Genomic DNA, 14,943 nt, shown 5'->3' on the forward strand with positions numbered 1-14,943 from the left:
ACGATCACCTCCGGTCCTCAGTTTCTTAGCTGCCCCGATACGTACTATATCCACCTGGAGCCACGAGCAGCGGAACATGGTAGTGATCCAAGGGGTTACTTATATTAAAGCGAATCGGGATCTGTTCAAGAAAGAAGGGGGCAGAATCAACAGTTTCATTTTCTTCCTCTAATCCTGTTTTTCGAAAATAATCGCCAGCCATAAACAGTAGTTCATAACAGCCGGTCTCCATCCGTGAACCGTCCAGTAGAGGAGCATCCAATCGACCGTCCTTGTTCGTAACCGCTTCAAGCAAAAGTTCACTCGTTCCATTCGCTAACCTTCTGAGCTGGAGTACCAGTCCTGCGGCTGGAATTCCACGGGAAAGATCAAGCACATGTGTTGTTAGTCGTCCGTATGGTTCTTTGGTATCTTCTTTGATCAAATCATTCAAGCGGAACCGGGTGATTATTCCGATTTCAGATAATGCCCGATCCCATTCCTCCTGCAGTGTTCTATTTACACGTTCGCTTATGGAACTGATAATGTCATCTTTGTTTTTACCGCGTACGGCGAGGATAAAAGGGAATTGAAATTTAGCCGTGTACGTTTGGTTCAGTTCTTTTAGTAAAAGAAACTCTTCAGGTGTCAGCTTATCCAGCCCTGCTCCCTGCTGCTCCGCTGCAGACAACGGACTAACCTGTAATCTCGTTGCCAAATCGGGGTGGGCTCTAAGCAGATGTTCAATTTGCTCACGGTCTGCCTGCCGCGCCGTTTCCAACATGCTGCTGTGAAGATGGTTTACGGATTCGAATGGGGCCAGAAGATATGTCCCTTCTGCTACCCAAGGGGAATGCTCAAATATCCCGCCCAAACTTGCTACAAATTTATCCTTACTCATACCATTTATCTCATCCAATGTTAAGGGAGAGTCCGTTCTAGCCATTTTCAGCTCACCCCTCTTTCAATAGCTTTGTTTACTGCACGCATAATGCCTCCGTACCCCGTACAACGGCATAAATTGCCGGATAAAGCCTCCTCAACATCTTCCTGCGTAGGCTTCGGGTTCTCAGCTAGTAGCGCAACAACCGAGATCACCATACCCGGTGTGCAATAGCCGCACTGGAAGCCGCCTTCCTCCAAAAACGCTTGCTGAACCGGATGCAAGCCCGATTCACTCAATCCTTCAATCGTTGTAATCTCTGCACCACTGCATTGGTAAGCCATCGTGAGACAGGCATTGACCGGGTGACCATCAATCAGTACCATACAGGCGCCGCAGCGCCCCAGTTCACAGGCACGTTTCGTACCCGTCAGTTCTAAATCTTCACGCAGCACATTAAGAAGCCTGCGTGTAGGTGGTACTTCTGTGGAGATTGAGTGTCCGTTAACACTGCATTCAAGTGTGAAAACAGAATCGGATGACTCTAGCTTTTCGTCTTCATTGCTGTCCATTTTATAATTATTGGGCATGTGAGTTCACCGCCTTTTGCGGAATAAACGGCGTAGCCTGCAGCCATTCGGGATCGATTGGCAGTCGGTTTACCCGTTTACGTACTGCCTGAAATACTGCCGAGGCAACAGCAGGTGCCAAATTGACTGAACCGACCTCACCGATACCGCGGGGACCGTAAGTATCATGCTCCGGCAAATCCTCAATCGGCTGTACCTGAATGCTGCCGTTCATATCTGCAATGGTAGGGACTAGATAAGTATCGAGGTTTTTGGTTATATAGCTGCCGCCCGACATCATAGCGTCCTCCGATAAAGTGAAGCCGATAGCCATGCTGCTGCCACCTTCGATTTGTCCAAGATAACCTTGCGGATTTGCAACAGGACCTGCAGCCACTGCGTGATACTGATCGGTTACCCGAACACGTCCGGTTAACAAATTGACCGCCACTTTCACAGCAATGGCTGAGTAGGTATACAAAAAGTGGGCACCTATCCTGTCAAAGGTTGTCGTGGGATAGTTAAACTTGGTTTCACTGACAATAGGAGCCGAAATACTACGTACCAACTCCGTGTAAGCAAGCAGCATTTCTCCATTCTTCTTCCAAATGCCTCCAGGACCGATCCTTAAATCGTCCATCGTGCAATCGGTCAAAGCAGCAGCCGCTGCTTCAAGAAGTCGGGCCGTAAAGTCCGGATGCAGCCGTCTAAGCGCCATCCACATCATGCTTGTTGCCCGGGAAGCCGTGCTTGAGCCGCTGTCCGGAACCACATCGGTATCCCCGATTACAATTCTTAAATCCTCAGCGGCGAATCCGTATTGCTCGATCAGCATCTGCTCCATCGTTGCAATTAGCCCTTGACCAAATTCCTCGTAGCCGAATACGGCTTCGATTTTGCCGTCAAGGGCCAGCAGGAGTCTCCCGCCCGCAGGGTCGGGAATACCGTAACCCAGACCTGCGCCATGCATAGCGATGGCAGCTCCTGTTCCGGTTACAATCCACGGTTCGGCAGTCGTCCTATTATCATCGCTCCCCTCTTCTTGGGGAGTGACTCCTGCCATAAGCGGGGAAGCCGCCAAAGCTTCCCATACCTGCATGGCCCCGTCTGTCTGGGCAATTTCCTGCCCCAGAGGTCCAAGATCCCCGTATTGCCGCAAATTCCTGCGGCGCATCTCCCAGGGTTCTATCGTCAACAACTCCGCCATCCGGTCGATCTGCCCCTCCAGCGCAAAGATTGCCTGATTCCCGCCAAAGCCGCGAAACTCACCGGACACACCGTTATTGGTGTATACGGCAAAGCCTTCAACATCCACATGTTCGATTAGATAAGGGCCCATTACATGCTCAGTGGCAAAATTAAGGACTTCTGCACCAAGCGTGGCATAAGCCCCCGTATCTGAAATAATTCTTACCTGATGGGCAATGATCTTACCTGATTGATTGCAGCCCGTCTTCATCGTAATTTTCATAGGATGGCGCTTAAGTCCGGCACGTATAGATTCCGCACGAGAGTTATGAAGTCGGACCGGACGCCGGGTCCTAAGGGCGAGCAAAGCTCCATACGGTTGTACATTAAGCTCGTCTTTCCCTCCGAAGGAACCGCCGATCGGACTGGAAATCACACGTATTTCCTCCTCCGGGATAGCCAGAATTCGGGATAGCTGCTTGCGGTCCATCAATCCGTGCTGGGTAGCAGAATAGACTGTTAGCCGCCCATTACTTTCAGGGATAAATAATCCGCCTTCCGTCTCCATATAGGTATGCATTTGACGAGGGGTCCAATAAGTCTCCTCCACGACATGAGTACACTCCTCGAAGGCAATCTGCGGCTGCCCCTTGCGATATTCGGTGTGATGCAGCACATTACCCTCAGCATGCAACAGGATTGCCCCTTCCTTCATGGCCTCTTCAGGGTCATCGAGCAGATGGAGGGGTTCATAAACCACATCAATTAGAGACAGAGCATACTCCGCAATTTCATCCGTGTCTGCCGCTACAGCCGCAATCGCATCCCCGGTATATCGCACTCGCTCACTGCAAAACACCGGTTGGTGGGGAAGCGCAATACCGAAACCGTTAAGTCCAGGCACATCCTCATGTGTGATAACAGCATGCACACCCGGAACGCTCAGAGCCTTCTCGGTATGAATAGAAAGAATACGCGCATGCGCCTGATGACTGCGAAGCACACGTCCGACTAACATCCCTTCCGCGCTCATGTCGGTCAAATACTGCAGCTTGCCGGATACCTTACCCTGTCCGTCGGGCCTTGTACGCCAGCGGATTCCGCTGGATTCCTTATTCAGCAGCATTTTCCCTCTCTCCTCTCGTGGTGGGCAAACAATCGTGTGAGAACAGAACTTCGTTGCAGCGGTTTTTTTTAATTGCAAAAAGGAGTCAATTTCATAATGCCCTGTGAATTAAAGCTGCAGTACTCCAAAAGCATATATTCTATTTTTAAAAATTAGGCGATTTGCTTCTTTTTTGAGATCTCTTGGTTTAGCTTTTCAAGTGCATACTTACACAAGTTGTAGGTGAGACAACTAAGTTCGAAATCCACCCTGGAACGTGTGTTTAACTGACGGCTACCCCCCATATTGAAATAAAGCTTCAAGTAGGCAAATACGCGTTCAATCGCTGTTCGCTTCTTAAATAACTTCTTAAACTTGCTACTTCCACGCGCCGGTGCTGTATACCGGCGAAGGTCTGTTTCGATTCGAATTTTGTGTACTTTCTGGCAACCTTTGTCGCTAAACGTACAGGTTTTACATTCTTTGGGACTTGTGTATTTTAGTGTTCCATATTTTTCATCAAAGCTATCGTAACTGTAGAGATGCCCTTGTTTACAAATCGGACGGCCTTCTTCATCCTGGCCCTCGGGCACTTCTTTCGCGTGCTGAATCATCGGAATTAACGCATAGGCTCCATTCCTTCGAGCCTGCTGGTAGACCGCTCCAGAATCATACCCTTTGTCTGCAAGCACATACTTCACCGTTAATTGAGGAAATTTTTGCTCCAACCCTTTCAGTAAAACAATAGCCAGTCGCTGGTCCGATACATGCCCAGAACTAAACAAACTGCTGACTATAAATTGACTTTGCGTGTCTACGAGCAGATTCGCTTTATATCCGTACCAGTACATCATCCGACCATTTCCCCGGGGGTCGCCTTTGCCACCGGTACTGGGATACTGGGGCATCTGAGCCAGCAGTTCATCGTAGCTGACGTCCAGCATTTCTGCTACTTTTTTCTCGAAGATGGTTAAGGATGCTTCGTATGCCGCCATTTGTTCTTCCCAAGCCGCCTTTTCCGTTTGAGGTACCCGTCCACGTTTATTCCGTTTGGGTTTTTCTGGTTTTTCGGGTATTGGGGCGGGCTGTTTTTCTTTAAGTAGGGCTTTGGCTGCTTTTTGGGGTTTTGCTGCCTTTCTGGGTTTCGTTTGTTCTTTTATTTTCGGATGACAATCCCAAGCCTCCAAATGAGAAGAATCCACCGCAAGTGTTTCGCCAGAAATAAACCCCTCCGCAATCGCCTGCTCAACAATCTGGTCCATCACGTTATTCAGCACCCCACACTGGTGCAGTTTTGTTGTAAGTCGTGAGTAGGCGGGACCACTTGGAATTCGATCGGATTCCGTAAACCGGCAACGTTTTCGAAAGGACTCATTGTCATGCAAGCGTCGAATGATATCTTTCACCGAAGGGATACGCTCCATTTTGCCAATCACTAAAGAGTAAATCATCGCCCGAGTATTGAGTTCTTCAGGCCGTCCCCGCACCGTACGTTTGTTAATTGCACGTAGAATCGTATTCATCGGGAGATAGTCCAGTACTGCCACACATTTGGGTTCAGCTTGCATGTTCATTAAATCTTCCATGGAGAATAGCTCTTCTTGTTGTATACTATACATGGGGTCCTCCTTCTTTCTCTCGTTTTGGTGTGGTAACTTAAACTTCGAGAAATTGGGTAGGTACTCCTTTTTTGTGTGCTCAAAATCCCTTATACATCAAGGGTTTTGAATTATGAAATTGACTCAAAAGTGCAACTATAATCCTTGCTAGAAACCAAACTACACATTTAGTTGTAGTTAATGCAGCTATTTCTCCATATTTGTGTGGAAAAGTGCCAATTCGCCTTTTATAGATGTACGAAATACAATTAAAAGCCTAAAAGGTGGATGTTAGCTCGAAATAAGTGTATAAAGTGCAACTGGAAGCATACCTTCTACACTTCAAAAGCCTTCCACAGCTCAGATACGATCAGGTTCCCTGCGGTTTTTTTCTTGTATGCCTCTGAAGCAAATGGATCGCTATAGGTTTCAAAGTCATTTACAACGGCTTCATATACAAGAGGGAGCAGTCTTTCATCGTACGTATTGCCTTCTAGCATAGCTTCAGCGGTGATAAGCCGCTGCGGCCGACCCGATCCTCCGCCTGCCGCAAGCCGTACTCTGCTTATCCGATGCGAAGAATCCATTGAAGCGGTTAACGCCACGGTTACGAGTGATGGAGTAAAAGCTTCTCTTCGGCCAACCTTGTGGTAAACCTCCACTTTGCATGATTCCTTCTCACTCGCCTTAGTTAAAGGAATACGGACCTCAGCAATGATATCCATAGTCGATCCCGCCCCTTCCCATCGGCTGTTCAGCCATTCGATCAAGGGCTGAGCATTCAGAACTTCACCGTCATAGGTAACCATCTCGGCATCATATACAAGTAATGCAGGAAGGATGTCCCCAAACCCCGAGGCGATATTTCCTCCAAGTGTGGCCAAATTCCGAACCGCCGGGGCAGCTATCCCCTTTACCGCAGATGAAACTGCCGAAGCCGCGGACTGTAAGTATATGTTCTTACGGCACTGTGACAATTTAGCAAGAGCACCCAGCGTTAGATAATATTCTGTTGAACGGATCTCTCCGATACCCTCAACACCCCGGAGATCGATTAGCTGATGGGGCATCGCTACGGTCCCGGCATCCCATTGCGTTCGCAGGAGTGTGCCACCGGAGACATATAGAGCGCTGTTCCCCAGAGCTGATTTCAACTCCCAAGCCTCGTGCAGGCTATGCGGCTGATGTAAGCCGGGCTGCCCAAGCAATCCTTCATCCCTTAGCGCTCCCATAGGAACTACCTCCTCTCCAGCAGGCATTCTATTAAAACCTTTGTTCCCGTATATAGGGAACACCCAATGCCTCCGGTGTGCCGGAAGGCTTATTGCGATTGCGGTAGCCCAAATACATCAGCACCAATATAGTCACGAGATAGGGAATCATTTTGAGAAAATACGATGGAACCACACTGCCAAGCAACTGAATACGGAAACCGAGTGAATCCAGCGCTCCGAAGAAATAAGCACAGAACAGCGCTCTTAGCGGATTCCATCTAGCAAATATAACAAGCCCTACAGCAATCCAACCGCGCCCGGCAGTTAGACCTTCGTTCCAGGTTGGTGCATAGGCCAATACCATATCTGCACCCGCAAGGCCGATTAGCATGGCACCTACGATCACATAGCTGTATCGAATCAGTTGTACACGAATACCCATCACATCTGCGGTAGCCGGGCTATCTCCAACGGCCCGCAAATGGAGCCCCCAGGATGTTCGATGAATCAGTAGATGAAGAACAAGCACCAGGACTAGACTGAACCATGTCAAATAATCCATGTTAGCAAATATATTCCCAATAACCGGAACGGGCTCCAACCAACCCAAGTGCAGCTTAGGTAAGGGTCCCGGCAGTGGTATACCGCTGATTGGCTTACCAAGATAAGCACTTAGCCCGCTCCCGAATAAGGTCATCGCAAGACCCGACATTGTCTGATTCGCTCGAAGCGTGACACACAGGAAGGAATGCAACAAGCCTAATACAGCCGTGACGGCTACCGTTGCCAGTAATGCAACAGCCAGATTGCCGGTGCGAATGTAAACAATACAGGTGGTCACCGCACCCATCAGCATCAGCCCCTCGGCGCCAAGCTGGATGATTCCGGCTCGTTCATTCAATATTCCGCCTAGCGTAGCCAGAAGGAGCGGAGTCCCTGCTGAAATCGCTGCTATTAATAACTGAGTAGTAAAGTCCATTCTATAACCCCTCCTTCGAGCTATCCATATAGGATAGCCCTTCCTTAATTATGCGCTCCGGCGAATGCGGAATCGGTGAATCATATCCCCGGCAATCAGGAAAAACAGGATGGAGCCCTGCAGCATTTCCGAAATAGACGAAGGTAATCCTATGGTTTGTACACTGAAACCCCCGACGATGAGACCCCCGAACAGGATGGAAGTAACAATAAGCCCCACCGGGTTCAGCTTTGCAAGCCATGCCACAATAATTGCCGTATATCCGTAACCTGGAGAGATACCTTGCATTAATTTATGGGTGACACCGGACACCTCAGCCATCCCAGCGATTCCTGCCAGACCGCCGCTGATTAGCATTACGATAATAATATGCCGTTTAATATGAATACCTGCATAACGGGCAGCTATCGGATTGGCTCCAATTAGCTTCAATTCATAACCCCAACGGGTAAACCGGATCATTAAGTAATAGATAACTACAGCAACGAGACCGAATATAAGTCCGATATGGAGCCGAGTACTACCCAGTACGGGCAGTGATTGCGCTGCGGTAAACATGGGCGAACCGGGGAAGTTAAAACCTTTGGGGTCTTTCCAAGGTCCGAATACTACATAATCAAGTGCCAGCAATGCTACATAATTCAGCATTAATGAAGTAATAAGCTCATTGACTCCAAAATGTGTTCTGGGAACAGCCGTCATTAACCCCCAGAGGGCTCCCGCAGCGAAACCGAATATGAGCATCAACAGGATGGACCAAAATGAAGAAAGATCGGGACAATAAATCGTCACAGCCGTAGCCGCCATGGCTCCAACCGTAAGCTGTCCCTCGGCTCCGATATTCCATACCGATATCCGGTAAGCTACTGAGATACCCAGTCCGCATAGCAGCAAGGGTATCGCCTTTACCAGTGTTTCTGTGAAGCCGTAGGAGGTGCCAAATGCACCGCGGAACATTTTTTCATATACAGTAAATGGACTCATTCCGTTAGCAGCAATGAATATGGCACAAAACACCAATGCTAGAAATACAGAGAGGACCGGTGTCCACCAAGGTGAACGGGTACGGCTTGAATCGTATTCCAGACGCAGTGAAGGGCGCTTGCCAGTCTTTAATGGAGAAGGTTCAAGCACTGCTGCAGTATTACTTCCATTTATCCGGCTCATACGACGCTCCCCTCTCTGCCCTGTATTCCTGCCATCAGCAACCCGATGGTCTCTCGATCTGCGTTATCATGTGTTTCCTCACCAATAATTGAACCGTTATAAATAACCAAAATACGGTCAGATAACTGTAGAAGCTCATCCAAATCCTCCGAAATGAGCAGAACGCCGCTTCCCGTTCCCCGCAGCTCCATAAGCAGGTCATGAACACCTGCCGCTGCGGCTACATCCAGCCCTTGAGTAGGATGTACAGCTACCATCAACTTAGGCTGATGACTAACTTCTCTGGCAAAGAGCAGCTTCTGTTGATTTCCGCCAGACAACTGCTGCACGGGAGTATCCAGTTCAGGGGTCTTTACATTAAATCTTCTTACAAGTTCCTCGGACCAGGAGCGGTTTTTTCCTGCCTTAAGGAAACCAAACTTGGAGTGATCCTCGCTACGATAGGATTTGAATAAGAGATTATCGACGGAGCCAAGCCGTCCGGCTAATCCGCTTTTCATCCGATTCTCCGGAACATGGGATATCCCTGCGTCGATAGCACCGCGTACAGAAGCCGACTTCACTGAACTACCGTCAAAGGTTATCTCACCATTCTTCCAAGTTCGTAGCCCTGTTAATACCTCCGCAAGTTCCTTCTGTCCATTACCGGCTACACCCGCAACGCCGACAATTTCTCCTTCACGTACACTTAGTGACAAGCCGTCAAGCGCCTTACGTCCATGATCGGCATAGACATCAAGATCCTTAACAATCAGCAAAGGACACCCATCTGTTGCTTCCCTCTCTTGGCGGCTGATCGTAACCTCTCTGCCTACCATCAATCGTGCCAACTCTAATTCATCCGTATCGGCCGTCACCAGTGTGGCAATCATTTTGCCTTTACGCATAACAGAGATGCGATCCGAGGAGGCCATGACCTCTTTCATTTTATGAGTCGTCATGATAACGGTTTTGCCCTCTTGCTTCATAACCTGCAGAGTGTTAAAGAGCTGCTCTGCTTCTCCGGGAGTCAGGACTGAAGTCGGCTCATCCAGAATAATAATATCTGCACCGCGGTACAGTGTCTTGACGATCTCCACACGCTGTTGTTCTCCGACAGACAACTGCCATATCGGGCGGTCCACATGGAATTTCAGGCCAAAATGCTCCGCCAACGCCTCAATTTCCTCATGCTTTTTATTCATCCATTTACTTCCGCGCCAGAAAGACGACTTTTCGCCAAGCACGATGTTTTCCGCTGCCGTGAGGCTTTGCACCAGTCTGAAGTTTTGATATACCATGCCAACGCCAAGTAAGGCAGCGTCTTTCGGGGAACGGATTTTCGCTGTTCTTCCATGTATGAGGATCTCTCCTTCATCCGCTCTGTATACACCCGACAGCATGCTCATGACCGTGCTTTTCCCTGCCCCATTCTCACCAAGCAGCGCATGAATCTCACCCGCATTTGCTGAAAAATCGACTTGATCGCTCGCGGTCACCGGACCGAATTTTTTCACTATACCCCGCATCTCTACTGAATGGTCCAGCATCGTGGAACGCCTCCTTTCCTTATAGTTATAGTACGGGTGGGGAAGGTTCTGTAATAGAACCCGCCCCACCCATTAAGTTGTGCGTGAAAGCTATAATATTTAGAGAAATTCTCTTTAGTTAGGAATAGTTCCCTCTACACCTTTTACGAGCCAATTCATCCCCAGCACTTCTTCAAGTGTTAGCTTTTGACCCTCTTGCACTTTCACGGCATCTTTGTTATCCGTAATCGGTCCTGTGAATACATCCAGCTCACCGCTAATGATCTTGGCCTTAGCCGCTTCCACGAGTGTCTTCACATCTTCAGGAACCTTGCTGCCGAAAGGCGCAAGCTCAACCATTCCGTCGGCCATGTCACCGGAGTACTGTTCATTCGTCCAGGTTCCATCCATAACCGATTTAACAGCTTTTACGTAATACGGACCCCAGTTCCAAACTGGATTTGTCAAATAATTATCCGGTGCGTATTTACCCATATCCGAGTCATTTCCTCCAGCAAAAGCACCGCGTTCCGCTGCAGCCTGAAGCGTGGCCGGCGAATCCTGGTAAGCCATCAATACATCCGCCCCTTTATCCAGCAAGCTGATTGCGGCTTGACGTTCTGTCGTAGGGTCATACCAAGTGTTGGTCCATACCACACTGACTTTAACATCCGGGTTTACGCTTTGTGCACCTAGTGTAAAGGCATTAAGGTTATAGATAACTTCACTAATCGGGAACGCCCCAACATAACCCAGCTGATTGTTCTTCGTCATTTTTCCTGCGGCAATCCCGGAAAGATAACTGGCTTGATAGTTTTTACCGAAGTAAGTTCCCATGTTCTCCGCTGTTTTGTAACCGGAAGCATGAAGGAATTTCACATTAGGGAATTTTCCTGCCACATTAAGGGTGAAATCCATATATCCGAAGCTTGTTGTAAATACAATGTCATGAGATTGCGCAAGCTCTGTGATGATACGTTCCGCATCGGCGCTCTCTGGAACGTTCTCTACAAAGTCTGCTTTAATTCCAAGTTCCTTTTCCATATAAAGACGGCCTTGATCATGTTGATACGTATAACCGCCGTCCCCCGGAGGCCCGATATAAACGAAAGCCACCTTAGGTTTCTCCGTAGCCGGTTCTGTTGTGGCTGCTGTTTCCCCCGTTGTACCTGCGTTTGTTGCCGGTGCATTTGTTGCATTTGTCGATGCGGCATTATTACTTCCACATCCTGCTAGAACTACTGCCAATACCAGCATTAGCAGTAAGCTAAGCGAGAATGACTGACCCCTTTTTTTCATAATTCTCCTCCTCCAAGGTTATAGCAATTTTGGCTTTAGCCAATAATGTATCTCTACTATACTTACGCCCGAGCATTACGTAAATTTATATAACATACGTTTGTTTTATTTTACGAAAAATAGGAGTTTTTCTGTGCATGATGCCTTATATGAGTGTGAATATACTTAAAAAATGTGATATTACCTAACATATTGAAAAATAACTTCTACCATTCGACCTAATTCCCGTTTATCTGACTCCAATGTCTAACAATATCCCCGAACTCTTCATGTGTGTCTGCATCCATGAAATAATGTGCGGAATCGACCTCCAGCACTACCCCTTTATAATCCGGTGAGCGCAGTATGCTGGATGCCCCCCGATCCCCGTCCAAACTCTGCAATACTGGAAACAATGCTTTGGAGAAGAGTGCTGGAGGCATACCCGCTCCCTTATGAGTGCTGGCCACAAAGTCTAATCCCGGAGAATTCTCAAAAGTGTCGATCAGACGATTAATAAGTCCTGTCGTGATAAAGGGTTGATCGGCAAGTGCAACAATAACAGCATCAGGTTGTGTAGGCAGTACAGCATTAAGTCCGCAGCGCAACGAAAAGGACAATCCCAGATGGGCGGTTAAGCATGTCTCAATACGCAACCTTTCCTGCTTATGGACAGCGGGCGGCAGCCACGCCAGCGTGTCATCGGCGCGTACCACAACGACCAGCGGTGACAGATTACAGCGGTCAAGCTCACTGAGCGCGACGCTCCCTAGTGAAATCTCCTGGGACAGCTTCAAAGAAACCTTGGAGACTCCCATTCGTCTGCTTTGTCCTGCTGCTAGGTAGATACCTGCTACTTTCAAAGTGGTCCCCTCCTTTGGCTAGTTTACGCGAGCCTGCCCTTCTAATTTGAATCATCTCAGCAACAATACTTACTGCAATTTCCTCCGGTCCTTCCCCGCCAATGGATATGCCTACCGGAGCATGCAATGAAGGAGGAACTTCAAGCCCTTCAAGAAGCAGATTTATACGCACGGCAGACCCGATAACTCCGATATAATGCGGATCAAGCGGCAGCACTCCTTCTAAAAAATATCGGTCTCTCTGGAACTGGTGGCTGCATATGAGCACATAATCCACACAACTAACTCCCAGACGGGAAGCTGCCTCTACAGGGGGACAAATCACTCTTTCCGCACCGGGGAATTCATTCGTCAGGGCGCCTTCCCGCCAATCGGCGATAGCAATTCGGAACCCCACTTTGGCCGCCAGAGCAGCAATAGGTCCCGCATCATGGCCTCCACCAAAAATCACCAGTCGCGGCTTAGGTTGCAGCAACGTGCTAAAAGCACTGGAATCTGTATGCGGTCCAGGTCGAGCAATCATACCCGGTTCCAACTCGTAGGAGTACCCACCCTCTGAGGTTAATTCGCGGAGCAGAATCAGACTTTCCCCCCTTGCCATCCGTTCATTTGCAACCAGAAGGATCTGCTTCAGTTCTCCCTTAACCGGTTCAAGCACCACTTTAATTTTGCCGCCGCAGCCCACCGCTTCTCCCCAAGAAAAGTCATCCGGAGACAGCATATCGTACTCTACAATTTCCGGTTGACCCGATGCCCAAATATCAGAAGTCCGCAGCTGTAAATCACTTTCCAGACACCCTGGACTAAGACTGCCCATTGACCCATTTTCAACAAACAGCATGACCGCACCGGCTTTGCGATACGAATGCCCCTCTACTCCAATTAGAGAAGCCAATACAGCAGGGGAGTCATTGTTCTTGATGTGCATAACGATATCGTGTATATCCATGAGCAACCCCTCCTTCGGTTGTTGCTATTTGCTTCAATCCTTCTCCAGCATCCCGCGGAACATGAACACGAGCTTCCCGCAACAGATCATTAATTTTTTTGAAATCAACATCCAGCAGTTCGCTTAGCTTCTCAATCCGTAGGTTGCCGTATTCCGGTGGATAAATAGTTTTTTGGCCGTTTCGTTGATATGACCGTCATTCTCTATATAGACCTCCAGCGTATGCAGCATCTCACGGACATACTCTGGTTCCCGGCAGAGCAGGCTTCCAAGGCTTCTATTGCAGTACTTAATCATGAATTCCGAAGGAATTTGCTGGAGCATCAGAGTAATTTCAAGCTGCCGATAATGGACAACATGCTCATTCACTCCCCAATACTGGGGTTTACTTAGACACTCCTTAACTTCAGCAAAAGCTTCTTTTAGACCTTCGGCCTTAGCCTTACGGCTGCTAATAGCCGCTTTTGGATAATAACCAGGTTCATACTTCAGCTTTTGAAAACATTCGCTTATGATGGCCTGTAATTTCGCAGGGTTGTATTTATCCACTGGATAAATCGATAGCAACCCTTCATCTACAAGAACATGTATCCCCTTCATTTCCTGCAACAGTGGATCCTCCATATACTCTTCTTTCAAGTGATACAGCTCACCCTTCCGGGATTCCCCCAAGCTCGACACATCTGTTAACAAAAGCTGAAAAGGCGATTGAAGAAGCTCAATATCCAGCTTGGCGGCTGCTTGTGCCAGTTCCGCACTAGAGAACCCCCCGTTCAAGCAACGTTTGAGCAGAGCGCTGAATTCCCTCTGTGAATCAGGCTCGAAGGAACTTTCGTACCCTGTTTGAATATGGAAAGAAATCAGTTCGGCCCCTTGAACAAATAAGCTCTCTTCAACGGGAAGCAGCAGCGGGTCAATATCGAAATACAGCAGATACCCGAGGCATTCCTCCCCTTGTAAAAGAGGAACTCGAAAACCCGCCCCTTCACCGATACGAATGCGCTGGCTCCGGTTAATCCATGGCCAGTTCGTCAGCAGTTGGGATTCCGGGAACTGTGAGTTATTGTAGAGAACGGCTCCCCGGGAGTTAATTACCGCGAGTGAATGCCCCATCACCTCAGAGATGGAATCCAATAGCGGTTGGCTCCGGCTCGAACGAAGAGCAAATCGCATCAGCTTTCTTTGTTTCTCCATTACCGTCTGCAAGGCATTGTTGCTCCGTGTAAGCTCCGCTCGAAACAAACCGTTCATTTGATCGGAGAAGGTGAATTGAAAAGGCAGCTCAATCAACGGGAAACCTAACAGCTCCGCCTCTGTGATCAGTGCTTCCGGAACGGCATCCCAGAAACGTCCTAGCTTGATACCAAGTCCCGCCGATCCTCGGCGGTTCAAGGTGTGAAGCAAAGCCGACGCTTCTTCCAGGTTATCTTTAATTAAATAAGCTGTTGTCAGCAGCATTTCGCCTTCCTTAATCCAATCAGAAATGTCCGGGGCATCCATCACATTGATGGATTTAACAATTCGGTGTTTACCTCTGGCCCCCGCTATAAGCTTTGCTTCTGATAGAGGATAAATGGATAATGCCTCTTCAACCGTAAGATGCATGCCACCCCTCCTTTTCAAACCCATTATCTTTCCTGTATATATGTTACTTTATGTAACA

At 48.4% G+C, this 14,943-nt stretch carries 12 protein-coding genes; all 12 read right to left on the bottom strand.

The annotated features are described in order from the left end of the window. Positions 1-25: 25 nt before the first annotated feature. The gene (uraD, locus tag PWYN_RS30810; protein ID WP_036649288.1) at positions 26-925 is read right to left on the bottom strand and encodes a 2-oxo-4-hydroxy-4-carboxy-5-ureidoimidazoline decarboxylase; all 900 of its coding nucleotides are present in this window, start codon (positions 923-925) and stop codon (positions 26-28) included. A 2-nt stretch (positions 926-927) separates the two neighbouring features. Then, entirely contained in the window at positions 928-1,434 is a 507-nt protein-coding gene (locus PWYN_RS05505; protein WP_036653340.1) for a (2Fe-2S)-binding protein, read from the bottom strand. Between the two features lie 7 nt (positions 1,435-1,441). Beyond that, positions 1,442-3,745: a xanthine dehydrogenase subunit D gene (gene pucD / locus PWYN_RS05510; RefSeq protein WP_036649290.1), complete on the bottom strand. Its 2,304-nt coding sequence runs from the start codon at positions 3,743-3,745 to the stop codon at positions 1,442-1,444. Positions 3,746-3,897: 152 nt separating this feature from the next. Then, complete coding sequence (locus PWYN_RS05515; protein WP_036647382.1) at positions 3,898-5,343, bottom strand: transposase; 1,446 nt, start codon at positions 5,341-5,343, stop codon at positions 3,898-3,900. A 314-nt stretch (positions 5,344-5,657) separates the two neighbouring features. Further along, positions 5,658-6,554 carry an FAD binding domain-containing protein gene (locus tag PWYN_RS05520; RefSeq protein WP_052087778.1) on the bottom strand — a complete coding sequence of 299 codons (897 nt, stop codon included), beginning with the start codon at positions 6,552-6,554 and terminating at the stop codon, positions 5,658-5,660. 31 nt (positions 6,555-6,585) lie between these two features. Beyond that, positions 6,586-7,515 carry an ABC transporter permease gene (locus tag PWYN_RS05525; protein WP_036649292.1) on the bottom strand — a complete coding sequence of 310 codons (930 nt, stop codon included), beginning with the start codon at positions 7,513-7,515 and terminating at the stop codon, positions 6,586-6,588. Positions 7,516-7,563: 48 nt separating this feature from the next. Further along, positions 7,564-8,673 (bottom strand): ABC transporter permease, encoded by a 1,110-nt coding sequence (locus tag PWYN_RS05530; RefSeq protein WP_036653345.1) that lies wholly within the window; start codon positions 8,671-8,673, stop codon positions 7,564-7,566. A 5-nt stretch (positions 8,674-8,678) separates the two neighbouring features. Next, positions 8,679-10,211: an ABC transporter ATP-binding protein gene (locus PWYN_RS05535; protein ID WP_036649294.1), complete on the bottom strand. Its 1,533-nt coding sequence runs from the start codon at positions 10,209-10,211 to the stop codon at positions 8,679-8,681. Positions 10,212-10,325: 114 nt separating this feature from the next. Then, on the bottom strand, positions 10,326-11,489 hold the full coding sequence (locus PWYN_RS05540) for a BMP family ABC transporter substrate-binding protein (RefSeq protein WP_036649296.1): 1,164 nt from the start codon (positions 11,487-11,489) through the stop codon (positions 10,326-10,328). Positions 11,490-11,707: 218 nt separating this feature from the next. Continuing rightward, entirely contained in the window at positions 11,708-12,331 is a 624-nt protein-coding gene (locus tag PWYN_RS05545) for an NTP transferase domain-containing protein (RefSeq protein WP_036649299.1), read from the bottom strand. Next, a complete protein-coding gene (locus tag PWYN_RS05550; protein WP_052087780.1) occupies positions 12,219-13,280 on the bottom strand; it encodes an XdhC family protein in 1,062 nt (353 codons plus the stop codon). Before PWYN_RS05550 ends, PWYN_RS05545 begins: the two co-directional genes overlap by 113 nt. A gap of 123 nt (positions 13,281-13,403) precedes the next feature. Next, positions 13,404-14,885: a PucR family transcriptional regulator gene (locus tag PWYN_RS05555; protein WP_240479691.1), complete on the bottom strand. Its 1,482-nt coding sequence runs from the start codon at positions 14,883-14,885 to the stop codon at positions 13,404-13,406. Positions 14,886-14,943 lie beyond the last annotated feature (58 nt).

Origin of the sequence: Paenibacillus wynnii, from assembly GCF_000757885.1 — a bacterium.
Lineage (GTDB): Bacteria > Bacillota > Bacilli > Paenibacillales > Paenibacillaceae > Paenibacillus_AQ > Paenibacillus_AQ wynnii.

Coding starts and splice junctions, on each gene's coding strand:
- uraD (WP_036649288.1), bottom strand. CDS start 925: ATGGCTAGAACGGACTCTCCCTTAACATTGGATGAGATAAATGGTATG.
- PWYN_RS05505 (WP_036653340.1), bottom strand. CDS start 1,434: ATGGACAGCAATGAAGACGAAAAGCTAGAGTCATCCGATTCTGTTTTC.
- pucD (WP_036649290.1), bottom strand. CDS start 3,745: ATGCTGCTGAATAAGGAATCCAGCGGAATCCGCTGGCGTACAAGGCCC.
- PWYN_RS05515 (WP_036647382.1), bottom strand. CDS start 5,343: ATGTATAGTATACAACAAGAAGAGCTATTCTCCATGGAAGATTTAATG.
- PWYN_RS05520 (WP_052087778.1), bottom strand. CDS start 6,554: ATGGGAGCGCTAAGGGATGAAGGATTGCTTGGGCAGCCCGGCTTACAT.
- PWYN_RS05525 (WP_036649292.1), bottom strand. CDS start 7,515: ATGGACTTTACTACTCAGTTATTAATAGCAGCGATTTCAGCAGGGACT.
- PWYN_RS05535 (WP_036649294.1), bottom strand. CDS start 10,211: ATGCTGGACCATTCAGTAGAGATGCGGGGTATAGTGAAAAAATTCGGT.
- PWYN_RS05540 (WP_036649296.1), bottom strand. CDS start 11,489: ATGAAAAAAAGGGGTCAGTCATTCTCGCTTAGCTTACTGCTAATGCTG.
- PWYN_RS05550 (WP_052087780.1), bottom strand. CDS start 13,280: ATGGATATACACGATATCGTTATGCACATCAAGAACAATGACTCCCCT.
- PWYN_RS05555 (WP_240479691.1), bottom strand. CDS start 14,885: ATGCATCTTACGGTTGAAGAGGCATTATCCATTTATCCTCTATCAGAA.